Origin of the sequence: Campylobacter sp. JMF_14 EL1 (assembly GCF_027737585.1) — a bacterium.
Lineage (GTDB): Bacteria > Campylobacterota > Campylobacteria > Campylobacterales > Campylobacteraceae > Campylobacter_B.
Genome location: NZ_JAOVTW010000002.1, coordinates 219,870 through 242,343, shown reverse-complemented (window position 1 = coordinate 242,343; position 22,474 = coordinate 219,870). Strand labels below are relative to the sequence as shown.

The 22,474-nt window shown below is 37.2% G+C and carries 22 protein-coding genes; 7 read left to right on the top strand and 15 right to left on the bottom strand.

The window, feature by feature from the left end:
- Nucleotides 1-70: 70 nt before the first annotated feature.
- The 14 genes from OFN73_RS04710 to OFN73_RS04645 form a co-directional block, all read right to left on the bottom strand.
- Nucleotides 71-1,312, bottom strand: a complete 1,242-nt coding sequence (locus OFN73_RS04710) for a type II secretion system F family protein (protein ID WP_270862445.1) — start codon at nt 1,310-1,312, stop codon at nt 71-73.
- Complete coding sequence (locus OFN73_RS04705) at nt 1,309-3,057, bottom strand: GspE/PulE family protein (protein ID WP_270858769.1); 1,749 nt, start codon at nt 3,055-3,057, stop codon at nt 1,309-1,311. The genes OFN73_RS04710 and OFN73_RS04705 overlap by 4 nt, the downstream gene beginning before the upstream one ends.
- A gap of 5 nt (nt 3,058-3,062) precedes the next feature.
- Complete coding sequence (locus OFN73_RS04700; RefSeq protein WP_270862444.1) at nt 3,063-3,602, bottom strand: hypothetical protein; 540 nt, start codon at nt 3,600-3,602, stop codon at nt 3,063-3,065.
- Complete coding sequence (locus tag OFN73_RS04695; protein WP_270862443.1) at nt 3,599-4,543, bottom strand: tetratricopeptide repeat protein; 945 nt, start codon at nt 4,541-4,543, stop codon at nt 3,599-3,601. Before OFN73_RS04695 ends, OFN73_RS04700 begins: the two co-directional genes overlap by 4 nt.
- Before the next feature lie 69 nt (nt 4,544-4,612).
- Nucleotides 4,613-5,443 carry an ATP-binding protein gene (locus OFN73_RS04690; protein ID WP_270862442.1) on the bottom strand — a complete coding sequence of 277 codons (831 nt, stop codon included), beginning with the start codon at nt 5,441-5,443 and terminating at the stop codon, nt 4,613-4,615.
- A complete protein-coding gene (gene mshL / locus OFN73_RS04685; protein ID WP_270862441.1) occupies nt 5,443-6,963 on the bottom strand; it encodes a pilus (MSHA type) biogenesis protein MshL in 1,521 nt (506 codons plus the stop codon). Before mshL ends, OFN73_RS04690 begins: the two co-directional genes overlap by 1 nt.
- The gene (locus OFN73_RS04680) at nt 6,941-7,378 is read right to left on the bottom strand and encodes a hypothetical protein (protein ID WP_270862440.1); all 438 of its coding nucleotides are present in this window, start codon (nt 7,376-7,378) and stop codon (nt 6,941-6,943) included. Before OFN73_RS04680 ends, mshL begins: the two co-directional genes overlap by 23 nt.
- Complete coding sequence (pilO, locus tag OFN73_RS04675) at nt 7,375-8,031, bottom strand: type 4a pilus biogenesis protein PilO (protein WP_270862439.1); 657 nt, start codon at nt 8,029-8,031, stop codon at nt 7,375-7,377. Before pilO ends, OFN73_RS04680 begins: the two co-directional genes overlap by 4 nt.
- Nucleotides 8,031-9,551: a hypothetical protein gene (locus OFN73_RS04670; protein ID WP_270862438.1), complete on the bottom strand. Its 1,521-nt coding sequence runs from the start codon at nt 9,549-9,551 to the stop codon at nt 8,031-8,033. Before OFN73_RS04670 ends, pilO begins: the two co-directional genes overlap by 1 nt.
- 63 nt (nt 9,552-9,614) lie before the next feature.
- Nucleotides 9,615-10,484, bottom strand: a complete 870-nt coding sequence (era, locus tag OFN73_RS04665) for a GTPase Era (RefSeq protein ID WP_270862437.1) — start codon at nt 10,482-10,484, stop codon at nt 9,615-9,617.
- 18 nt (nt 10,485-10,502) lie between these two features.
- Nucleotides 10,503-11,819 (bottom strand): HslU--HslV peptidase ATPase subunit, encoded by a 1,317-nt coding sequence (gene hslU / locus OFN73_RS04660; protein ID WP_270862436.1) that lies wholly within the window; start codon nt 11,817-11,819, stop codon nt 10,503-10,505.
- Nucleotides 11,820-12,365 (bottom strand): ATP-dependent protease subunit HslV, encoded by a 546-nt coding sequence (hslV, locus tag OFN73_RS04655; protein WP_270858759.1) that lies wholly within the window; start codon nt 12,363-12,365, stop codon nt 11,820-11,822.
- On the bottom strand, nt 12,365-12,808 hold the full coding sequence (gene rplI / locus OFN73_RS04650) for a 50S ribosomal protein L9 (RefSeq protein WP_270862435.1): 444 nt from the start codon (nt 12,806-12,808) through the stop codon (nt 12,365-12,367). The genes hslV and rplI overlap by 1 nt, the downstream gene beginning before the upstream one ends.
- A gap of 18 nt (nt 12,809-12,826) precedes the next feature.
- Entirely contained in the window at nt 12,827-14,044 is a 1,218-nt protein-coding gene (locus OFN73_RS04645) for an argininosuccinate synthase (protein WP_270862434.1), read from the bottom strand.
- 172 nt (nt 14,045-14,216) lie between these two features.
- On the opposite strand from OFN73_RS04645, the gene OFN73_RS04640 reads away from it, so the two are divergent.
- Nucleotides 14,217-15,194: a putative transporter gene (locus OFN73_RS04640; protein ID WP_270862433.1), complete on the top strand. Its 978-nt coding sequence runs from the start codon at nt 14,217-14,219 to the stop codon at nt 15,192-15,194.
- Nucleotides 15,195-15,255: 61 nt separating this feature from the next.
- On the opposite strand, the gene OFN73_RS04635 is transcribed toward OFN73_RS04640, so the two are convergent.
- The gene (locus OFN73_RS04635; RefSeq protein ID WP_270862432.1) at nt 15,256-17,391 is read right to left on the bottom strand and encodes a TonB-dependent receptor domain-containing protein; all 2,136 of its coding nucleotides are present in this window, start codon (nt 17,389-17,391) and stop codon (nt 15,256-15,258) included.
- A gap of 339 nt (nt 17,392-17,730) precedes the next feature.
- Between OFN73_RS04635 and OFN73_RS04630 the strand changes: the two genes are divergently transcribed.
- The 6 genes from OFN73_RS04630 (at nt 17,731) to OFN73_RS04605 (ending at nt 22,430) form a co-directional block, all read left to right on the top strand.
- Nucleotides 17,731-17,976, top strand: a complete 246-nt coding sequence (locus OFN73_RS04630) for an RNA-binding S4 domain-containing protein (protein ID WP_270862526.1) — start codon at nt 17,731-17,733, stop codon at nt 17,974-17,976.
- Nucleotides 17,960-18,370, top strand: coding sequence for a tRNA (adenosine(37)-N6)-threonylcarbamoyltransferase complex ATPase subunit type 1 TsaE (gene tsaE / locus OFN73_RS04625; RefSeq protein ID WP_270858754.1), 411 nt, complete (start codon nt 17,960-17,962; stop codon nt 18,368-18,370). Before OFN73_RS04630 ends, tsaE begins: the two co-directional genes overlap by 17 nt.
- Complete coding sequence (gene lptB / locus OFN73_RS04620; RefSeq protein WP_270858753.1) at nt 18,363-19,097, top strand: LPS export ABC transporter ATP-binding protein; 735 nt, start codon at nt 18,363-18,365, stop codon at nt 19,095-19,097. The genes tsaE and lptB overlap by 8 nt, the downstream gene beginning before the upstream one ends.
- Before the next feature lie 129 nt (nt 19,098-19,226).
- A complete protein-coding gene (locus OFN73_RS04615; protein ID WP_270862525.1) occupies nt 19,227-20,150 on the top strand; it encodes a glycosyltransferase family 2 protein in 924 nt (307 codons plus the stop codon).
- Nucleotides 20,151-20,160: 10 nt separating this feature from the next.
- Nucleotides 20,161-22,059: a glucosyltransferase domain-containing protein gene (locus OFN73_RS04610; protein ID WP_270862431.1), complete on the top strand. Its 1,899-nt coding sequence runs from the start codon at nt 20,161-20,163 to the stop codon at nt 22,057-22,059.
- Nucleotides 22,056-22,430: a GtrA family protein gene (locus tag OFN73_RS04605; protein ID WP_270862430.1), complete on the top strand. Its 375-nt coding sequence runs from the start codon at nt 22,056-22,058 to the stop codon at nt 22,428-22,430. Before OFN73_RS04610 ends, OFN73_RS04605 begins: the two co-directional genes overlap by 4 nt.
- The last annotated feature ends 44 nt before the right edge of the window (nt 22,431-22,474 follow it).

Sequence of the window (22,474 nt, the reverse complement as noted above, 5' to 3'; positions counted from 1 at the left end):
ATTTTATTTGAAAACTAGAATTTTACGAAGTTGAGATAAATCCGCGCCCGATTTGGACGCGGATTTTGTTTTAGCTTTTGACAGCTTTTCCCAAATCCCACATTGGCATAAAGATACCAAGAGCGAGTAGCAATACCATACCAGCCATGAAAAATAGCATAATCGGCTCAACATAGCTAGAAATATTATCAATAATATCGTCAAATTTCTCTTTGTAATAATCAGCGACATTTCCAAGCATTTTATCAAGGTTACCAGCCTGCTCACCAGCGCTAATCATCTGAATAAGCATACTCTCGTAAAGTCCAGTATTCTCAAAAGCCTCTGTTAGGCTAACACCTTGTTGAACAGCGATTTTAACGCTTGAAAGTTTTTCTTTTAGCGTGTGGTTATCAACCATCAAAACAGCCGTATCAAGGGCGTCTGCGATAGGAATACCAGCGCGAACTAGCTCGGTAAAAATAAGCATAAAGCGTGACATTGTAGAGTAGAAAATAATCTTACCAAACAAATAAACCTTTAAAATTCCCCTATCCCAGCCGATTTTAAACTGATCGTTGTTTTTATAGAGCCATTTAAGACCCACGATTGTAACGATGATACCAAGCAAAATATAGCCACCATAATTGCTAAGCGCACTTTCAATTCCTAGCAAAATTCTTGTAGGAAGTGGCAAATCTGCGCCGAGCTCTTCGAAAATTTCGCGGAATTTAGGCACAACATACATCATCAAAATCGTAAATGCTATCGCCATAACAATCATCAAAGTCATAGGATAGCGCATAGCCTTTTTAAATTTTCTTTGGTTTTCGTAAAGTTCAGTAAGCATAGAAGCTAGCTTGGCAAGTGATTCAGCCATATTACCTGTGGCCTCACCAAGGCTTACCATTGCTACAACGACATCGCCTAGTTGTGGGCGGAATTTCTCCGCTGATTCAGTCAGGCTAAGACCTGCATTAAGGTCGTCGTTCATCGCGCTAAAAATGCCTTTTAGCGTCTTATCCTCTGTCGCTCTTGCGACCTCTTTAATAGAGTCGTGGATAGAAATACCAGCATTTGTCATAACAGAAAGCTGTCTAATAGCAGCAACTAATGGCAGAGTTTTTACCTTGCCACTACCGCCCATTAAACGACTTACTTGGGTTTTAAAATCGCCTGTGATATTACCCAAATTTTGCGTTTGAGCGCGTCTAGAAATCGAACCGCCTGAGCGTTGTTTCATTAGGTTGTTCGCATTGACCTTGTTATTGACTTTTAGTCGCATTTGCTGGCGTTTTCCACCAGCATTCATATTTACATTTAAATCTTTCATTGTTTAGCCACCCTATAAATTTCTTCTATACTTGTTACTCCACGAGCTGCACGAATAATGCCGTCTTCAAACATATCGATAAAGCCCTCCTCTTTCGCCAAAGCTCTCATATCGTCTTTCGAGCCACCATTTGCAATCAGGCTTTGCATACGATCTGTAATAGGCAAAATTTCACTTATCATCTCACGACCCATATAGCCTGTCTGACCACATTGATCACAACCAACTGCTTTGAAAAATTTATACTGCTCAGGTAAAAATTCTTTTAACTGATCGAGCATAGATTTTGGCACATTTGTCGGTTGTTTGCAGTGCGGGCATAGCTTGCGCACAAGGCGTTGAGCCTCGACCGCAATAAGCGCACCACTGATTAAGTAACTCTCAATTCCCATATCTACAATTCTTGGTATCGCACTAACAGCGTCATTTGTGTGTAGTGTAGAAAAGACCAAGTGTCCAGTAAGAGCCGCTTGAATCGCGATTCTAAGCGTTTCTTGGTCACGAATCTCACCGATCATTATAATATCAGGGTCTTGACGCAAAATCGAGCGCAAAGCCGACGCAAATGTAAGGCCTGCTTTTTCATTAACATGGACTTGTTGTATTAAATTTACCTGATACTCAACAGGGTCTTCAACGGTAATGATTTTTGTATCGACACTTTTGACATCGTTTAGTGCCGCATATAGTGTGGTTGATTTACCACTACCAGTTGGTCCAGTAACTAGGATAATGCCATACGGTGCGTGCATTGCATTGCTAAATTTTTTAAAGCTTTCTGGGTGCATACCAAGCTTTTCAAGGCTAATGATAACCTTAGATTTATCCAAAATACGCATAACGGTTGATTCACCATTGATAATAGGCAGTGTCGAGATACGAAAATCGTATTCGCGCCCAGAAATCGTCATAGAAAAACGACCGTCTTGTGGCTTTCTACGCTCTGCGATATCCATATTTGAAAGTAGTTTCAAACGGCTCACAAGTGGCGGATAAATATCTTTATCAAAGATAAAAATTTCTTGCAACATACCGTCAATTCTGGTGCGCACGACGCAGTTATTCTCAGTAGGCTCGATGTGAATATCGCTACCGCGCATAATGATTGATTGTTTTACAATCATCTCGATAAGCTGCAAAATCGCAGATGTATCATCGCCTGTGCCACTACCGCCCGTGCTAGCAAGCTCTTTTCTAATAGTAGCGACCAAATCTTTGATACTCTCGGAAAGTTCGAGTTTAGACATATATTTATTTACTTGATTTGGATCGGCTACAACGATTTTTAGAAGGTGTTTGTTAAAAATCGCTTGAATTCTATCCTGAGCTTCCATATTAAACGGATCAGAAAACGCAACATAGATATTTAAATCGTCCGCCCTTACAGGAATTACGCCAAATTTTTTAAGTTGCGCCATCGGAGCGCGCTCAGATAGTTTAAAATCGATATCAACATCGTCTAAATTCATATAGGTTAAATTTTGCTTTTTAGCCAAAACTTGCAAAAATTCTTTTTGATCGATTGAAAATTTCTCACGAACATCTTCGTAATCAATCTGTCTGCGTTTGTAAAGCTCAGCTAAAATCAAGCAAAAATTTTCTTGACTTAAATAGTTATCGCCGACCAAAACTTCGCCAAGGGTCAAACCAATATCCATTTTCTCCTGAATTTCAGGGACGATAGCTTGGGTTAGGACATTATTTTTTATTAGAATTGAAACAATCTGCTCTTCTATCTTTGTCATATCAATCACCAATAAATTTTAATCGAGCTAAGTTTTTCACCGGCATAGATTGCCACCACCATTTTTTTTACTCCCTCTTCTTCTTTGATAAAAAGCTCGGCTTTTTCGCCGTCATCTAGGGTAAAAACATACGCATCGCCTTTTTTGGTGTATGTTTTCTCTACAAATTTATCAAAAATTTCAGACAAAATATAATTAATCTTCGGCGTTCTGATATACGAAATATCCACGCCGTCGCAAAGCGCTAAATAAAGCATTTTCTTTTGGAAAACTATGGTCGAATACAAAGAGGCATTTTCCCTAGTTTCCTTCGTTTTATACAGCATTACCATTGGCACGACTAGCTCATTTACCCTATCCATTTTTAGGCAAGCTTTCGCGTAAGTGTTCGCTAGCGCCTCGTTTTGCTCCTCGATAAAGAGATTTCTAACGCTTTCTTGGCAAATTCTATTATATTGACCGATTTGATCCCAGTTTCGCACATCATCGACATTGACAGCAAAAACAGAGCCCAAAAATAGCGTTAAAAATAAAAATACTCTCATAGCGCACCGCTTTTAATTTGATTTATTAAATTCGCAATTTCGCCATTTTTAGCCTTAGAATTAAATGTTTCTAGCGCGTAAATAGCGTCATCTTTGCGACCTTTTTTATAATTAGCTTTGGCGAAAATTATCCAGCTATTAATATTGTTTTTATCAATCTCATTTGATGTTAAAGCCCATTTTATCGCATTGTCATAATCTTTTTTATTATAAGCTTCCTCAGCCAAGGAAAGTGAATACTCGATTTTATTTGTCGCATAAAATTTACTCTCCAAACTCTGTCGCTCAGAGCTTAAATTTGAAGTGCGAATTTCAAGACGAGAGCTAATCGGAGCCCTATTTACAGGGGCTGGCGCGTTAGAAGCGACATTTTGTTTTGGCGGCAATGGAGCCTTACCAAAATCAATAATCTCGTTTTTCATCGGCTGATTGAAATTCTGAGCATTTGGGTTAAAATTTGGCACATTGTTAGCCTGATTAAAACCCTGATTAAATCCCCCGTTTGCAAAATTTTGGTTAGCAAAATTTTGGTTATTGGCAGAATTTTCGTATGTGTTTGTGATCTTAAAACCGCCAGAATCCTCGCTAGATAGCACGCCCACATCGTTGATATTTAGGCTTGGGCGTTCTACATTTTGCGCTCGGTTGCTATCGTTTGCTGGGGCGCTGATATTATAATCTGCGCGCGAAATTTCACTATTTTGCGTGGCAACCTCAGTTTGCGGGGCAGTATTTATGGTAGGCTGGACCTGCGGCGCAGGGTTTGGCACGACATCGCTTATAACAGGTTCATTTTGGATATTTTCGTTTATGCTAGCCATGCTAACTTTGTCGTCATCTTTAAGCAACCAAAAAATCGCGCCGATCGCGATAGAAATCAAAGCCAAAAGCCCTAAAATCGTCTTGTCAAATTTAAATACAAAATTTGGCTTAGATTTCAAAAAGGAAAATTGCTTTTTGTTTTTGTTGTATTCTTCCCATTTTTTTCTAATTCATTAACTTCGTAAAATTCAAGCATCGATTATCCCCGTGCCAATGGCCGCCATTTCTATGATTTTATTATTGATTTGAGCAAAACTAATCTCTGTTGGCTTATTTGCCTCGTAATACTCAAACAGCTCATACATTTTATACATTAATTTGTTTATGTTTCTCATATTTCCATCAGTTAAATTTAGGATTAAATCGAAATTGTCATCGCTAAACATAAAATAATATTGCTGAAAACCATGAAAAATCAATTTTTTTTCTATATACAGCTTCACCTCGCCTAAATTTGAGTTTGGTAGCTCTATACTCTCCCAAATTCTGGTTTTAAAATAATCTTTGGCAAGACGATCTTCTTCGTCTGTTTTATGCACTGTAAATAAAAATTTAAATAACCTAGAATCCGCCATTAATCTAATTTTTTCAATCAAATTTCCAGGATAAAGCTGAGCTTCATCGAGCAAGATTACCACCTGCTCCACAGCTGCGCCTCCGCCTGTAATCCCAAGTCTTTCGCGATAAACTCTCATAAAATTTTCATAGTTATCGATTGGCGCAACTGGGTTAGAGTGGAAAATTTGAGAATAAAGTTCTAAAAAAAACTCTTTTTCATCAAAAAAAGGCTGTGGCATAAAAACTACTTTAACCTTTTTTTCCAAATCGACCTTGATTTTATTTAGCAAAAAGGTCTTTCCGCAACCCGGTTTGCCATAAAACAAAATCAGTTTAAGCGGTTTTTGTAGGGCATTTAAAATTTTATGGTATGCAAGAGTTGATTTATCGAGATTAACGAAGTCTGAGACTTCGTTATCTTCGATAAATATCTCTTTAATAGAGGTATAAGTGTTACTCATTATTTTTCATAAATTGATTTTGAGTAACCAAGCTCTTTTAGCGATGTAGCCAAAGGAGCGCCCGTATTGTCGATAATATGCGGAGTTACGACGAAAATAAGCTCAGTTGTGCTAACAACATCAGCTGTACTCTTGAATAAATTTCCAATTAAAGGAATTTCTGCAAGAACTGGAACTCTTGTATTTCTTTTAGATTTAGTTCCGCCAATTAATCCGCCAAGAATTACAGTATCGCCATCATCAACCCAAACTACACTTGAAAGTTTCTTTTGAAGTGTATCAGGAGCAATTGTTCTTGCTACAATATTACCATCAGAATCTGTTTGTCTATTTTCATCCTCAGCATATTTTAAAGAACTTAAAGAAGGATTAATTCTTAACATAACTCTATTATCATCTGAAATTTCAGGCAAAATATTCAATAAAATACCAACAAAAATAGAATATTGTGTTTGTTCTACATCGACAGAATCGCCCTCTGAGCTAGTTACCGACTCACGCGATTTAATCAACACATAATTAATTGTGTCGCCGACAGAAATGATAGCAGGTTGATTGTTCATAGTTGTAACCTTAGGGCTAGATACGACCTTTGTTTTGCCTTTGGTTTCCAAGAAATTAATCATACCATCAATGCTAAAATTTAAATTAGCGCCAATTGTCCAAGCACCATTAGTGCCACTAGCTTTGCCAGAATAACCATTAGTAATAGAATATGTAGTAGGAGTCAAACTGTTACCATTTACATAAGTATTAAAACCTAGTTGAAATTTACTCCAATCAATACCTGTTGTATATTCATTATTTAGCTCAACAGACACAATATTTACATCAAGCAAAACCTGTCTGCCAAGGCGTTTTTGCATACTTTGAATATATCTATCTACACGAGCGATTTGCGATTTCATACCAGTTACTGTTACCAAACCAGCATTTTGATTGATGATAGGAGCTACGGCTACATATTTCTCTGTACCGTTATTTAAAATAGAAGTGATTTCTTCACTCATTTTTTCCCAGAAATCAAATTTTTCAATAGTTGTAATTTTATTATCATTGATATCTACTTTTTCATCACCAGAATCATCTGTTTCAATAGGAGATGAATCAACAGAGGCTTTCGTAGTAGCAATGCCCTCTCTTACAGAAGTGATATAATCTACTTTAAATGTTTTTGTCTCTAATGCAGATACTTTAAGAACATCATTTGAGTAATCATAGCTAAGGTTGTTTTCTTTGATCAATAAATCAAAAACCTCTCTTAATGACATATCTTTAATGCTAACACCTTGAAGCTCTTTTGCAAGTTCCTCTTGCGCAATAGCATCTTTTGCAACGACAGAAAATCTACACATATCAGATAATTGTGTTAGCATTTCATTTAGTGTTACAACATCATTAACCTTAATATTCAAAGCCTTTCTATCGCAGTTTGAAGCAGCAGATAAACCTGTGACACCAAGCGATAATGCAAGCATAGCAGCTAAGCTAAGTTTCTTACTTGTATGTAATAGTGACATTTTGATTTCCTTGTTTTAGTTTTAATTCGATTTTATTATCTTCGTTATTAGCAACAATAACACTATTGCCAGTTATTTGGACAATCTTATATGAACCGATATAATCACCTAGTCCATACCATTTGTCATTTAATTTAACTTTATTGCCCATGATACCAAGTAACTGATAACCTAAACCTTCTGTTTTTTTCACCACAGGCTCAGCAGGACCAGTATTAGCCTCTCTCGGATAAAACGGATCTGGCAAAGATGCGATTTGAGAATCACTAAGACCGACCCTTGGCTTGTTTAGGTTAGAAAACATACCATTATATCTATCTTGAAATGCTCTTACTTCATCAGATAGACCCTTAGGCTCATCTGCTCCAAAAAGCACACTAGACAAAACAAACGAACATAAAATTATCTTTTTCATTTGTAATTCACTCCCCAGATAGACATACCAACCGTGCCACCAATTTTACCTTCCTCGGTGCCATTGATATCCATCTTATTAACATCTACAATCATTTCTGATTGTTCGATTAAATTTACATATCTAACAACATTTTGAAAAGCACCTTCGAATTTAACATCGATATTCAACAATGCTTCTGGCTTGAATACATTTTTAGCACTAGGCTCTTTTTTAGAGCTAGTAATGCTATGAATTTTGATATTATTATTCTCGGCCAGTGTTGTTAAACTATCCATAAAGGTAGCCCAGTTCTTCTCATTGTATGTTAGCTTTGAAATCTCTGTCAATTTTACATCTAAATAGTTGATTTTATTAACAGCATTTTCCAAATTTGTCTCTTCGCGTTTTAAAACAGCTCTTTCTTGTGCAACTTTGCCAGTAGGATTGCCGTTAAACTCAGTATCATACTCTCTTTGAGAATTTTCTAGTTTTTCGGTAGCGCTAGCTAGATTGCTCTCGCTCTCTTCCAAATAAGGCGTAGAATATGTACTCAATCCAAAATAAGCAACAACTATCGCCAAAATCAAACCTAAATATAAGTAGTTGTTGGCACCATTGCCTTTGGCTGCAAACCATTCATCAATTTGATCTAATGAACCTTTTTTTCTCATTAGCGCACCTCCACACTTATATTACTATCATAGACGACACTGTCATCTACGCCTTGCAAGACGATTGTTTCAGTATATACGCCATATTTTGCTTTTTGGCTTATATCTTCTAGCAACTCTGTCATTTGCTTGTCATTTTTAGTATGAACTTCTACGGTGATATTTCTATCATCGTTGCCTATTCTTACCAATTTTCCTCTGTTTTTAACAATCATATTAGTAAGGTCAAATACAGACATACCTTTCATAGCATACTCATTTTTCTTACTAAAAATTTCGTTAATCAAACTACTGCGATCGCCTAAATCTTTATTTCTTACGCCAAATTCCTCTTTGACTTTGGCAGTTTTTTCTTTTGCTTCTTTGACTTGCGCTCTTGCAGGGACAAGCTCTGATTCTAGCCCCTCATACTCTACTGTTTTCTCATCAGCTATCATATTGTTGTAATAACCATAGCCGAATTGATATGCAGGGTAAGCAGCACCAAGTAACAAACCACCTAAAATATAGCCAATCAATTTACCGCTATATCTTTGATTTAATGGTGGTGGGCGCATAAATGGTGAGTAGTTGTGATCATCATCTGGCTCAGCCAAGTATTGCTGTCCAGCTAAAAACATCAAAGTATCTAGTTGAGTAAGCGGATAATCTTTCGCATTAATCGCTACGCTAAAATTGAAATCTTTGTAGTCGATTTTTAGATTGTTTTCTACAAAAACCTCGATAGCAGGGATTTTGCCGATATCTGTGCCAATATAAATACTTTGAATATTTATATTATAGACCTTAGATATACCATTCAAAACATCGTTGATATAGTAGAACATATCATCGAAAATTTGAATCATATAATCTCTCTCAGCTGGATTTTCTAAATTTATACCTTGTGTTGCAAGTAATTTAAAGAATTCAGCCTCTTCCATTCTATTTCCGACCAATTCAGAAAATTTGTCGTGCAAGAATTTGAGATTGTATCTAAGCTGTCTTGATTGAAAATATTCACCGTTTTGATAGACGACCAAAAACGCGTCATCTCTTTGCAGATAAACAAAACAATCAATTCCGTCTCTTGTCAAAATTCCACGAGCATAGAGATTTTCGTAAAGAAACGGTGCCATAGCGACATAATCGATGTAATTTGTGCGAGCTGCGATAGCATCAAATTCAGCAGTTAATTTTGTGTTATCGACGACGAATACATTAAATACTCTATCATCGCTGTTAGCACCGATAACTTCGCTATATGTAATTTTATAATCCAGAGCAGTGTCAAGACCTAGCTCCTCATAAACCTTAACGACGATAGTGTCTAACAAATCGTCATCCGCGACAGTCTTGCTTATTTCGACTGTTGTTGTCATTACATCCTTATAAGGTACATAAGAAATGTAAGTCTCTTTCGCACGATTTGATTTAGAAAAATCGTGTTCAAAAACTTCATTTTCACTTAGACCGAATATGGTTTGCGTGACTTTGTTGATTGCAACAACCGAAGTAGCATTTTTACTATTTCTTGCCATAACACTCCACTTCTTTAAATGAAATTAAATATCTACGAATAATAATAAAAATAAAATGAAATGTCAATAGATAAAGTGCCTTTTTACGCCATTTTCATCATTTTTCCACCCTTTTTTTACCAAAACTATTAACTTTAAGTAAATTTTAATGTTTTTAAAAGCGGAAATTATTTTTTTCCCTCTAATTCCTATTCTCTTAATTGTTTCGCCATTTTTGCCAATTAAAATTTCTTTATGAGAGTTTGTGTCGGTAATAATCTGGGCATAAATTGAGATTAAATTTGGCTTTTCTATCACCTTTTCGATTAAAACATCGCTCGAATACGGCACCTCGCTATTAGTATTTTCGAAAATAGATTGCAGGATAAATTCGCGGTAAATGTCTTTTTCGTTTGTAGTGCTTAAAATTTCAGGATCGTAAAAATACTCATGCTCGGGCAAAATTTTGCAAATTTCATCTAAAATTTGGCGTTTGTAGATATTTTTTTTGATACTAACTGGAATTATGGCTTCAAATTTATCTTGAAATTTTTGATATTCGAGCAGTTTTTTAACGATTTTTTCGTCATTTACTTCATCGATTTTAGTCAAAATCACGATATGTTTGGCAGTGGGATTTAGCTCGACAAATTTCGCGTAGTTTTCCACGCTATCATGCACAGGGGCTAAAAATAGCGTCAAATCGCCGTCCCCAATGGCTTTGAGCGCCACTTCGACCATAAGCTTATTCATCAGTTTCTCGCTCTCGTGAAGTCCTGGGGTATCGACAAAGATGATTTGATCATCTCCATGCATAACTATGCCGTTGATTTTACGGCGTGTAGCGTTGATTTTGTGCGAGACAAGCGAAATTTGCTCACCCAAAAGATAGTTTAAAAACGAGCTTTTCCCAGCGTTCGTGCGTCCGATAAGTGTAACAAATCCGCTTTTCATCGAAATTTCCCGCAAAATTTAAAGAATATATTTTGCTAAATCGTCGTTACTTACGATTACGCCTAGCTTTTCGCTGACTAAATTTTCATCAATCACGACCTTTTCGCCACTATGCTCATCGGCTTCGAAGCTGATATCTTCTAGCACCTTTTCCATTATGGTATGAAGCCGTCTAGCGCCGATGTCTTCGACCTGAGCGTTTGCCTGAGCGGCGTATTTGGCGAGTGCTTTTATGCCACTTTCGCTGAATTCTAACTCCACGCCCTCGGTTGCTAAAAGTGCGCAGTATTGTTTAAGAAGCGAATTTTTTGGCTTGGTTAAAATTTCGTAAAGCGCGTTTTCATCTAAGCTTTCAAGCTCCACGCGAAGCGGAAATCTGCCTTGAAGCTCTGGGATCAAATCGCTTGGTTTGCTTATGTGAAACGCCCCAGCCGCGATAAATAAAATGTGATCAGTATCTAAATTGCCAAATTTTGTGCTCACACTCGAACCCTCCACAATCGGAAGCAAATCGCGCTGAACGCCCTCTTTGCTCGGATCTTGGCGCGAGCCGTTAGAGCTAACGGCTACCTTATCAATCTCATCGATAAAGATAATGCCCTCTTCCCTAGCCCGTCTCATCGCCTCCGCCTTTACACTTTCCATATCTAAAATTTTCTCGCTAGCTTCGTTTTTAAGAGCGACTTTGGCGTCTTTGATTTTGAGCTCTTTTTTTGTTTTTTTCGTCGCTATGCCGATGACTTTAATGAAATTCTCTTGCATATTTGCCATTTCTGGCGGTAAATTTGAGTTTGATTCTAGGGTATTTTCACTGATTTCGATTTCAATTAATTTCTCGTCCAAACTCCCGCTAAGCAGTTTTTCACGCATTTTTTCGTAGCTTTTGGCATACTCTGCGTTTTTCTCTTCGCTAGCCCCGCGAGGCAATGGCGGCATAAGCTTTTCTAAAATTTTTTGCTCGATATACTCGTCGATTTTGTCTTTGTTTTTTTCAAATTCCTCGTTTCGCACTAAATTTACAGCCGCAGCTGCTAAATCTCGCACCATAGACTCCACATCTCGCCCTACAAAGCCCACTTCTGTGTATTTACTAGCCTCCACTTTGATAAATGGCAAACCAAACATTTTTGATAATCTTCGCGCGATTTCTGTTTTTCCCACGCCGGTAGAGCCTATCATAAGGATATTTTTCGGGGTAACCTCGCCCCTCATATCATCGCTTAGCCTCATACGGCGATAGCGATTGCGAAGTGCGACTGCTATCGTGCGTTTAGCGTCCTTTTGTCCGATTACATAATCATCTAAATTTTTAACAATTTCCTTTGGTGTCATCATCTATTTATCGTCCCAGATTGCGTAAGTTTTAATGTTTTCGTTTGTGTAAATGCAAATTTCACCAGCTATTTTCAGGCTCTCTTTTACCAAATCCTCTTCGCTTAAAATTCCAAACCTATCCAATGCCCTAGCTGCGCTTAGTGCGTAGTTTCCGCCACTTCCAATGGCCGCTAGGCGACCGTCGTCTGGCTCGACGACATCACCCGTGCCACTTAGCAAAAATATATTTTTTCTATCCACTACAAGCATCATGGCTTCGAGTTTGCGCAGATATTTATCCTTGCGCCATTCTTTGCTAAATTCCACCACAGCTTTCAAAAGTTCGCCCTTTGCGTTATCAAGGCATTTTTCAAACATATCAAAGAGATTAAACGCATCGGCTGTGCTTCCTGCAAATCCAGCTAGCACGCTTCCGTCTTTGCCTATTTTGCGAATTTTAGTCGCATTGCCTTTAAGCACGGTATTTCCGAAGGTTACCTGTCCGTCTCCGCCGATAACTGAGCCACTTTTGCCTTTGTAAGCTAAAATCGTAGTTGCTTCAAACATTACTCTGCTACCACTTCTATTTCAAATTTCGCCACAATGCCGTGTTTAAATTTCGCCGAAACATCGTAAATTCCAACACTTTTTATATTTTCGACTTCCAAGACTTTTTTATCTATATCGAAATTCTTCTGCTCTTTTAGCGCAGTTGCGATCTCTTCTTTTGTAACTGAGCCAAAAAGTGCGCCATTTGCACCTGCTTGTTTTGCGATTTTTAATCGGACATTTTTTAACGCCTCTTTAAGCTCGGTAGTTTTGTCGATTTCTTCTTTTTCTAGCTCGGCTTCTTTTCGTTTGCCAGCCTCGTATTTACGCAAAACCTCGTTAGTCGCAGCTAGCGCAAAGCCCTTTCCTATCAAAAAATTATTTCCATATCCGTCTTTTACTTCTTTGATTTCACCGGCTTTTCCTAGCCCTTTGACATCTTTTATAAGTAAAATTTTCATTAAATTTCCTTTTAAATTTTAAAATTTTCGACCGCTTTTTCCTGCGATAATAAATCTAAGCGCATTTAGCTTGATAAAGCCATCTGCGTCTTTTTGGTTAAATACAGCGTCTTCTTCAAATGTGCTAAATTCGACATTAAACAAGCTATCTTTGCTCTCTCTGCCTCTTACAATCACATTTCCTTTATATAACTCTATGCGAACTGTGCCATTTACGCACTCTTGTGATTTATCGATTAGGCTTTGAAGCATGATTCGCTCTGGGCTAAACCAAAAGCCATTGTAGATTAGCTCAGCGTATTTTGGCATAAGCTCGTCTTTTAGGTGTGCTGCGCCGCGGTCTAGCGTGAGGCTCTCTATCGCGCGGTGAGCTTTGAGAAGGATTGTGCCGCCTGGGGTTTCGTAGCAACCTCTACTTTTCATACCGACATAGCGATTTTCGACTAAATCAAGTCTGCCGATACCGTGTTTGGCGCCGAGATTATTTAATTCGTGTAAAATTTCATGCGCTTTTAGTTTTTTGCCATTTAGCGCGATTGGATCGCCGTTTTTATACTCGATTTCGATGATTTCGCTCTCATCTGGTGCATTTTTTGGATCTGTTGTCCATCTCCACATATCATCTTCTGGGGCGTGATTTGGATCTTCTAGCACCAAGCCCTCATAAGAGATGTGAAGTAAATTTGCGTCCATTGAATATGGTGATTTGCCCGGTTTTTTGGTGATATCAATACCGTGTTTGCTAGCGTAAGCTAAAAGCTTTTCGCGGCTGTTTAAATCCCACTCGCGCCATGGAGCAATGACTTTGATATCAGGTTGCAATGCATACGCACCAAGCTCGAAGCGAACTTGATCGTTTCCTTTGCCAGTAGCGCCGTGGCTTACAGCGTCTGCGCCTGTTTTTTGCGCGATTTCGACCATTTTTTTCGCAATTAACGGTCTAGCGATACTTGTGCCTAGCAAATACTCGCCCTCATAGACTGCATTTGCGCGAAACATAGGGAAAACATACTCTTTTACAAACTCTTCTCTCAAATCTTCGATAAAAATATTTTCTGGTTTAATGCCTAGTTTTAGGGCCTTGTCTTTGATTGGGGCTAGGTCTTCGTTTTGACCGATGTCAGCGGTGAAAGTTACCACTTCGCAGCCATAATTATCGCCAAGCCATTTTAAAATAATACTCGTATCAAGTCCGCCAGAATACGCTAGAACTACCTTTTTTACGCTTTTTTGCATAACCACTCCTTTGATTTGAAAATAACGGCAAGGATTTTAGCTAAATTTTTGTTTAAAAGTTCTGAAATTTGCGAAATTTACGAAATTTGCGAAATTTTAAGGCGTTAAAATAAAAATTAATATCAAATTTGCTAAAATTGATTTTGAAATAAACTTTCAATAAAGGTAGATAATGTTTTCATCATTTTTCAAAAGCAAAAAATGGCGAATTTTGGCGTGGGGCGGACTGGTTTTTATACTTTGTATAAATTTATTACAAACCATTTTAAATGTAAAATTTAACGAGTGGTATCGGACATTTTATGATATGGGTGGCGAGATAGACAAGCACACAATCGATGAATTTTACCAGCAAATTTTGCTTTTTATCTGGATTGCTGTTTGGTTCGTGCTATCGGTGGTTGCTGAGCGATATATCACGCGTGTATGGGTGCTAAAATGGCGCGAGGCGATGACATTTGCGTATATCGGCTTTTGGCGCAAGGTAGAGCGCGATATCGAGGGTAGCTCGCAGCGTATCCAAGAGGATATTTATCGTTTCACCAAAACGCTCGAAGATGTCGGCATGCGTATCGTGTATGCCTTTATGACGCTCTTTGCCTTCATACCGATTTTGTGGAATTTAAGCTCAGGGGTCAAAGTACCAATACTCGAAAATATCCCAGGCGGGCTTGTTTGGATTGCGCTAATCGTTAGTATCGGAGGGCTTGGGGTTTCGTGGTTTGTGGGCAGGTATCTACCACGCCTAGAATACAACAACCAAAAGGTCGAAGCAGCCTTTCGAAAAGAGCTCGTTTTTGCCGAAGAAGACAAGCAAAACTACGGCAGCGAGACAAAGATTATTTCGCTTTTTGACAAGCTTAAATTTAACTACCACAAGCTGTTTTTGCACTATTTGTATTTCGATGCGTGGCTAAATACATACTCACAAATCCTAGTCATGGTGCCCTACCTCATCATGGGTCCGGGACTTTTTACCAAGGCAATCACACTTGGCGTGCTAATCCAAACAGCAAACGCGTTTAATAAAGTGCGCGTGAGTTTTAGCGTATTTACGAATAACTGGACGACGATTACGGAACTTCGCTCAATCCACATGAGACTTAAAGAATTTGAGGAAAATATCGGGTATAAGCCAAATTTAGAGTAAAAAAAATAGCGAATTTGGGTGAAATTTACCCAAATTCGCAAAAAGGAGTTCAATGAAAATTTTAAAATTTAACTTCTAAATCTACCCAGAAATTTCTACCTTTTCCCACTAAATAGCTATCTCTATTCGTAGCAGCGTTCATATAAGGTTTATCAAAAAGATTATTCACACCAAAGCCAACTTTCGCCCCGTCAAGCAGATCTACAACGCCATTTTTTATCTCATAACTTCCACTAAAATCAACGATAGTGAAAGGTTTATCTACATAAAAATACTCCGTCCTGCCAGAAATAAAGCTAGATGGATTTGACTTTGGATCGAAATAGTGGCTAACTTTGAGTTTCAAATCCAAATCAGTAATAGGCGAATACCCAATAGAACCGGTAAGCTTGCTAGTTAATTGCTTTAAATCTTCTCTTGTTTGCGTGTCGTAAATTTTGCTGTTTTCGTAGCTTGCGCCAAATTTGAAATCCCCGATTGCGTAATTTGCGCTAATCTCCACACCATATCTTTTGGCTTTATCGACATTTTGGTATTGAGCGTATTGTTGAAAATCACTAGCGCCCCAATCGTTTAGACGATTTGGTGGCGGAGTGCCTAAATCTGGGCGAGCTTTAATCGCAATCATATTATCAATTTTTCCGTCAAAATAAATAGCCTTGAAATTCAAATAATCATTGCCGATAATTTCACTTTTTTCATAGCTAAATCCTACTTCCCACTCTTTGGCTGTTTCTGGTTCGAGGTTGAAATTCGGCACATAATAATACATTCTATTCATTGCGCCCATTTGAGAAGCTTCATTTGGCGTAGGAGCCCTGAAAGCCTCAGCATATCCAGCGAGCAAATTAAACCCTTCAAAAAGCTCAACCCCAAGCGCAACTCTTGGCGAAAATCTGCTATCGTCAGTGTCTGCGTATGGAGCGTGGGATTTAAATTTATCATATCTTCCGCCAAGCGTTAATTCGAAATTTCCCATTTTCATGATGTCTTGCAAAAACGCAGCATGAGTCTTTTGGGTATTTGGCATACCGCCGAATTCGCTTTTTACGCCATCATAGATATAAATCGCATTTTCTTTTCTATGTTGATACTCTGCACCCACTACCAAATCATGATCGATAAACCCAGTTTTGAAAAATGCCTCGTTTTTCAAAGAAAATCCGTATCTATCATCTTCGTTTTTATAGCTTAAATCCTGCCCAGCACCCTCTAAATAATACCTATCATAGTGGCTTTTCGAATCATAAGCTTTAAATGCTAAATTTACATAATCCAAATGCGCTGGATTATATGTGTAATCAAAAATAAAATCTCTTTGGAGAATTTCGCCTGTGACGGGATTTACAATACCATTTAAATTTTGATAAACATTTGATCTAGCCTGCCACGGGATTCTCGTATCTTCTTTGTAATCATAAGCACTAAATTGCACCCTGTGGCTGTCGCCAAAATCAGAGCCAATTTTCGCAAAAAGCGTTGTGATATCCTCGTCGTTTTTATCTTTTTTTACGACTTCTTTGTAACTATCGCTCCAACGACCGCCATCGGCAAATTTATTGTCGCCAAAAGTTTCAAATTTACCATAGAGTAAAATATCAATCGGAATATCAGTAGGATTGGCATAAATAGCGCCTCTTGCGCCTTTCATATTGTTACTTTCAATCCTGCCGCCTATCATAGCGCCGATTTCTTTACCTTCACGCAAAAAATCTTTCGCGCTTTTTGTCTCCATGCTAATAACGCCGCCAATCGCGCCAGAACCATGCAAAATCGAGCTAGCCCCCTTTACAACCTCTGCTTTTTTAAGCAAATCGGTATCTGTGCGAAGTGTAGAAATCATACCGCTAAAAAGCCCTTTTGAGCGAGATACACCATCTTGTTTGATGATAATTCTCTCATCATCACTAAAACCGCGGATATAAATGGTTTTCGCCGCCTGTCTGCCTGTATCCAATCCGCCGTCGACACCCGGAATTTCGCGCAAAGCATCAACAATATTTGGTTTGGATTTAAAATCATTTGGCGTCAAAACACCGACAGAACCGGGATATTTTAAATTTTCGACCTCCGTCAAGGTCGCACTAACGATAATCTCGTCGAATTCAACCGCATTATGCTTAGGAGTTGTTGCGTTGTTTTCGACACCAAAAAGCACACCAGCCACAACGATAGAAAGATAAAAGCTCTTTTTCATGTGGAATTTTCCTTTCGTTAAATTTGCATTTAAAAATCGTGGTAAAATTATATTCATTATCAACTTAAAATATATTGAAAATTTTTATCAATAAAATGTAATAGCGATTATACTTCGTTTTTATCGAAGTTTTTATAAAATTTTAAGGAAAATTTATTAAAAAATTTTGTGAGAATTTATTGTTTTATTTTCGTTTAAAATTTTAAAATTTATGAATTTTATGCTTTATAACAAAATTGATAAAACAAATTTATAGTAGTAAAATTTTTGATTAATTATAAAATTTTAAATTCGCCTAAATTTCCAAATTTTAAGGCGAATTTGGCTACAATCCCGCCCATGAGAGTCGATAAATTTTTAAATTCAGTAAATATCACAAAAAGGCGCGCTATAAGCGAAGATATGTGCAAAAGTGGCGTAGTCTATATCAACGGCGCAGTGGCAAAAGCTAGCAAAATCCTAAAAATCGGCGATATAATCACCATTAAATTTTTAGAAAAAGATAAAAGCTATCAAGTTCTGGGCTTTCCCGCCACCAAAAACACGCCAAAAAGTGAGCAAGAAAAATATGTCAAAGAGCTTTAAACTCACGCTTGGTGAGAGTGAAATTTCACAAATCGCTGAAATTTTGCCACGCAGTGGAGTGATTTTGCTAAATGGCACGCTAGCAAGCGGCAAAACCACGCTAACAAAGGCTATCGCGCTATCGCACGGCATAGATCCAGCCGCTGTGAGTTCGCCGACATTTTCACTCATGCAAAATTACGGCCAAATTTACCACTATGACCTGTATAATGGCGGTAGCGAGGCGATGATGAACAATGGCTTAATCGAAAATTTATTCGAAGACGGACTTCATATCATCGAGTGGGCGGACGAGAATTTGATAAAATTTATTGAAAAATATGAGCTGGATTGTTGCGTGGTAAATATCAAGGTCATGGGCGACAAACGCGAATACGAGGTAGTTTATGCATAGATTAGAAGTAAAAGATTTGAAAAAGACTATCAAAGGCACCCCGATAATCAAGGGCGTTTCATTAGAGGTCGAAAACGGCGAAGTCGTGGGCTTGCTAGGTCCAAATGGCGCAGGCAAAACCACGACATTTTATATGATTTGCGGGCTGATTTCTAGCACGAGTGGCGAGATTTTGCTAGATTTTAAGGATATTAGCAATGTCCCGCTTCACAAACGCGCCAAGCTTGGCATCGGATACCTGCCCCAAGAAAGTAGCGTTTTTAAGGATTTAAGCGTGGAAGAAAATTTAATGCTTGCCGCTGAAATCACCTATAAAGATAAAAAAATCGCAGCCGAAAAAGTCGATGAAATGCTAAATCTGCTAAATATCGAGCCAATCCGTGAGCGAAAAGGGGTGAGCCTAAGCGGTGGCGAAAGAAGGCGTTGCGAAATCGCGCGAAGTCTAATGATAACGCCGAAATTTCTCTTGCTTGATGAGCCATTTGCAGGTGTCGATCCTATCGCTGTTAGCGACATACAAAACATCGTGCGAAGCCTAAAAGAGCTTGACATCGGCATTCTCATAACCGACCACAATGTCCGCGAAACTTTGGCGATTTGCGATAGAGCTTATGTCATAAAAGACGGCGAGTTACTCACTAGTGGCACAGCTAAGCAGGTCGCAAACGACGAAAATGTGCGAAAATACTATCTAGGCGATAATTTTAAATTTGATAGTGAAATTTAAGAAAGATGAAAAAATGAAAGAATTTTCAGAGAGAGAGAGAGAGAAAGTGAAAATTTAAACGAATTTTCGCAAAATTTAGAGCAAAATTTTACGCAAAATAATCCGCAAAATTCTACAAAACTTCTATCCATAGTCGTTCCGTGCTACAATGAAGAGCTTGTTTTGGACGAATTTTACAAAGTTACGCTTGGTGTTTTGAAACAAATTCAAAATGAAATTTTATCAAATTTAGAGTATGAATTTATTTTTGTCGATGACGGAAGCCGTGATAATACGGCAGACAAAGTCAAAGAACTTCACGAAAAAGACAGCGCCGTTCATTTAGTAAAATTTTCACGCAATTTTGGCAAAGAAGCTGCCATTTTAGCAGGATTTAAACATGCTAATGGCGATATGGTAGTGCTAATGGATGCTGACTTGCAAGACCCGCCAAGCCTGATAAGCCAAATGGTAAAAAGCTACCTTGATGGCTATAAAATCGTCTATTCTAAACGCAAAGACCGCGTCGGCGAGAGTTATGTTAAATCAAAATTTAGCGAAGCATTTTATGAAATTTTTAACCGAATTTCAGGCGTAAAAATCGAAAGTGGCGTAAGGGATTATCGCCTAATGGATAAAAGCGTAGTGGCTGAACTACTTAAAATGAACGAATATCACCGCTTCTCAAAATCAATGTTTGCATGGGTGGGATTTAAGAAAAAATGCTTGGAATTCGACCACGAACCACGCGTTGCAGGAGAAACTAGTTGGAGTTTTAAAAAGCTTTTTAACTACGCCGTTGAAGGTTTTGTGAGCTTTTCGACCGCACCACTGAGATTTGCCTTTATCATCGGCTTTTTGGTTAGTGCTTTTGCCTTTATATATGGAGCTTATGTCATTTTGCGAACGCTGATTTTTGGCGTAAATCTAAGTGGTTGGGCTAGCACGATTGTCATTATTTCGTTTTTGGGCGGTATCCAGCTTATCGTGCTTGGCGTCATCGGCGAATACATCGCACGAATCTACGAACAGGTCAAAAACAGACCGCATTTTATAATCGAAGAAATTATTTAAAGGCAAATTTATGAATTTAGTAAATTTAAAAAGAATACTAAAATTTGATTATTTGACTTTTTTAGCCATAACTCGCTCGTTTTTTAAAGATAAAAATTTTTTGAAATATTTTGGGTTTATATTCACGCTCTATTTTATCGGTATGTTTGCGATTATTAGGGCAAATAATTACTTTGTCGATGATAATATTAGGTCTGTAAATGGAACAATTGGTGCTTGGGGTAGCCTAGGAAGACATTCTATGGTTAAAATGTCTGAATTTTTCAATCTCGGACTTCCTTTGGTCGAATTTTCGCCATTTTCAAATTTTCTTTGTATTTTCTTTTTAAGTTTGTCATCTATCGTTTTAGTCAAAACAATTAATTACAAAATAACATATATCGCACTACTTGGTTCATTATTTATCGGCTTAAATCCATATTGGCTAGAAAATTTATTATACAAATTTGATAGTGTTTATATGTGTATTTCTATGTTTATGACGATTTTGCCATTTTTATTTTTCAAAAGACCGATTTTATTTTTTGTTATATCGACACTATCTCTACTAATAATGCTTACAACATACCAAAGCGTAAGCTTTGTTTATCCATTAATAGCTATGTTTATGGCGTTTTTATGGTTTAGTGGAAATAAAAAAACTAGCTATATTTTAAAATTTATATTTAATTGCATAATGGCATATTTGATTGCTTTGATTATTTTTAAGCTATTTATTTACAAGCCTTTCAACGGACATATTTCAACAGATACATTTGCTATGGCTGAGTTATTTACCGGAATACTTGGCAATATAATAAAATTTAGCAAAGATATATATTTTAATTTTTGCGATACTTTGCTTTTTAAACTTATGATTTTTTGTATTTTTCTCTCATACTTAACTACAATATTTAAATTTAAAAATTTCAAATCTCTAATTTTGCTTACAATATTTTTAATTATTGGTTTTTCATTTTCACAAGGGATTTTTCTGCTACTTAAAAAAATGGAGCTACATGCTAGATACATTAGCACGATAGGTGTATTTTGTGCGATTATCTTAATTTATATTAGCTCGAATTTGAAAATTAAAATTTTAAAAATAGTAACAAATTTATGTGTGATTTATGTCGCTTATTCGCTCTTATTTATGTCAAATACTCTTGGTTCCATACTTGAAGAACAAGAAAAATATTTGGATTTTAGGGCAAATTTAGTAATGCAAGATTTAGCTAAAATAGACAATATCAGCTACGATAAATTAGCATTTTCAGGCTCTATTATCGCTCCGTCTGTAATCACGCCTTTGAATAAATTTTTTGTATTTGATAAGGTTATTAAATACAAAAAACAAGCAAATCCGCACGGATACAGTTCTCTTACTAGAAAATTTGGTTTCATAAGAAGATGCGAAACAAAAGGAAATTCAAAAACTCTTTTTGATACAAATTTTCATAAAATATCACAATACGATAATGGCTGCATAAAAATCGATTATAAAAGCGGTGGAAAATATGAGGAAATAGATTTTAAATTCGTTTCTAAATATATAATAAAAAATTCAAAAACATTGTTAAGCGATTATGCTTTGCGAGATGATTTAAAATTTTCACTATACAGCGATGAAAGGAAAAAAGGGATAGGTATAAATACCTTAATCTTCGAATTCGACAAAGAAATCCCAAAAATCGCTAGTAGAGGCGATACGACTTTGGCGATTCATCTGCACCAAAAAGACAAAAGTGGTTTTATACACGCCGACCAACCGATACAAAAATTCAAAAAAATCGGCGGAAAGTATTATTACAGCGTGTGCATGGCAAATGTAGATATAAATAGTATCGAGCGAATTGAGATTAGCTTTTGGAATCATAATATCAAGAAAGACTCAGCCAAATTTAGCATAAATTTAAAAGAGCCAAAATGACACTTATAAAATACCTGCTCGTGGGAGTTTTAAATACAATTGTCGGCTTTGGGCTAATCTTTTTGCTAATGTGGCGAGGACTAAGCCCAGAGATTTCAAATATCATCGGCTACGCCGTTGGAATCTGTTTTTCGTTTGTGATGAATAAAATTTTTACCTTCCAAAGCAAACAAGCTTCCAAAAAAGCAAATTTAGCCGAATTTTTAAAATTCGTTAGCTCCATGCTGATCGCGTGGAGCCTAAATTTTATCACGCTTAAAATTTGCCTAAATTTGGGCGTAAATCCCTATATTTCGCAAATCATCTCAGGTGCGATTTACACTATCACAGGATATTTGCTAAGCAAAATTTGGGTTTTCAAAAAGGGCTAAATTTAAATCAAATTTAGCCCAAATTTTACGCGGCGCAGTATCCC

What these genes read in the sequence shown, in the direction of transcription:
- OFN73_RS04710 (WP_270862445.1), bottom strand. Translation starts at nt 1,312, where the DNA reads ATGAAAGATTTAAATGTAAATATGAATGCTGGTGGAAAACGCCAGCAA.
- OFN73_RS04705 (WP_270858769.1), bottom strand. Translation starts at nt 3,057, where the DNA reads ATGACAAAGATAGAAGAGCAGATTGTTTCAATTCTAATAAAAAATAAT.
- OFN73_RS04700 (WP_270862444.1), bottom strand. Translation starts at nt 3,602, where the DNA reads ATGAGAGTATTTTTATTTTTAACGCTATTTTTGGGCTCTGTTTTTGCT.
- OFN73_RS04690 (WP_270862442.1), bottom strand. Translation starts at nt 5,443, where the DNA reads ATGAGTAACACTTATACCTCTATTAAAGAGATATTTATCGAAGATAAC.
- mshL (WP_270862441.1), bottom strand. Translation starts at nt 6,963, where the DNA reads ATGTCACTATTACATACAAGTAAGAAACTTAGCTTAGCTGCTATGCTT.
- OFN73_RS04680 (WP_270862440.1), bottom strand. Translation starts at nt 7,378, where the DNA reads ATGAAAAAGATAATTTTATGTTCGTTTGTTTTGTCTAGTGTGCTTTTT.
- pilO (WP_270862439.1), bottom strand. Translation starts at nt 8,031, where the DNA reads ATGAGAAAAAAAGGTTCATTAGATCAAATTGATGAATGGTTTGCAGCC.
- OFN73_RS04670 (WP_270862438.1), bottom strand. Translation starts at nt 9,551, where the DNA reads ATGGCAAGAAATAGTAAAAATGCTACTTCGGTTGTTGCAATCAACAAA.
- era (WP_270862437.1), bottom strand. Translation starts at nt 10,484, where the DNA reads ATGAAAAGCGGATTTGTTACACTTATCGGACGCACGAACGCTGGGAAA.
- hslU (WP_270862436.1), bottom strand. Translation starts at nt 11,819, where the DNA reads ATGATGACACCAAAGGAAATTGTTAAAAATTTAGATGATTATGTAATC.
- hslV (WP_270858759.1), bottom strand. Translation starts at nt 12,365, where the DNA reads ATGTTTGAAGCAACTACGATTTTAGCTTACAAAGGCAAAAGTGGCTCA.
- rplI (WP_270862435.1), bottom strand. Translation starts at nt 12,808, where the DNA reads ATGAAAATTTTACTTATAAAAGATGTCAAAGGGCTAGGAAAAGCCGGT.
- OFN73_RS04645 (WP_270862434.1), bottom strand. Translation starts at nt 14,044, where the DNA reads ATGCAAAAAAGCGTAAAAAAGGTAGTTCTAGCGTATTCTGGCGGACTT.
- OFN73_RS04640 (WP_270862433.1), top strand. Translation starts at nt 14,217, where the DNA reads ATGTTTTCATCATTTTTCAAAAGCAAAAAATGGCGAATTTTGGCGTGG.
- OFN73_RS04635 (WP_270862432.1), bottom strand. Translation starts at nt 17,391, where the DNA reads ATGAAAAAGAGCTTTTATCTTTCTATCGTTGTGGCTGGTGTGCTTTTT.
- OFN73_RS04630 (WP_270862526.1), top strand. Translation starts at nt 17,731, where the DNA reads ATGAGAGTCGATAAATTTTTAAATTCAGTAAATATCACAAAAAGGCGC.
- tsaE (WP_270858754.1), top strand. Translation starts at nt 17,960, where the DNA reads ATGTCAAAGAGCTTTAAACTCACGCTTGGTGAGAGTGAAATTTCACAA.
- lptB (WP_270858753.1), top strand. Translation starts at nt 18,363, where the DNA reads ATGCATAGATTAGAAGTAAAAGATTTGAAAAAGACTATCAAAGGCACC.
- OFN73_RS04610 (WP_270862431.1), top strand. Translation starts at nt 20,161, where the DNA reads ATGAATTTAGTAAATTTAAAAAGAATACTAAAATTTGATTATTTGACT.
- OFN73_RS04605 (WP_270862430.1), top strand. Translation starts at nt 22,056, where the DNA reads ATGACACTTATAAAATACCTGCTCGTGGGAGTTTTAAATACAATTGTC.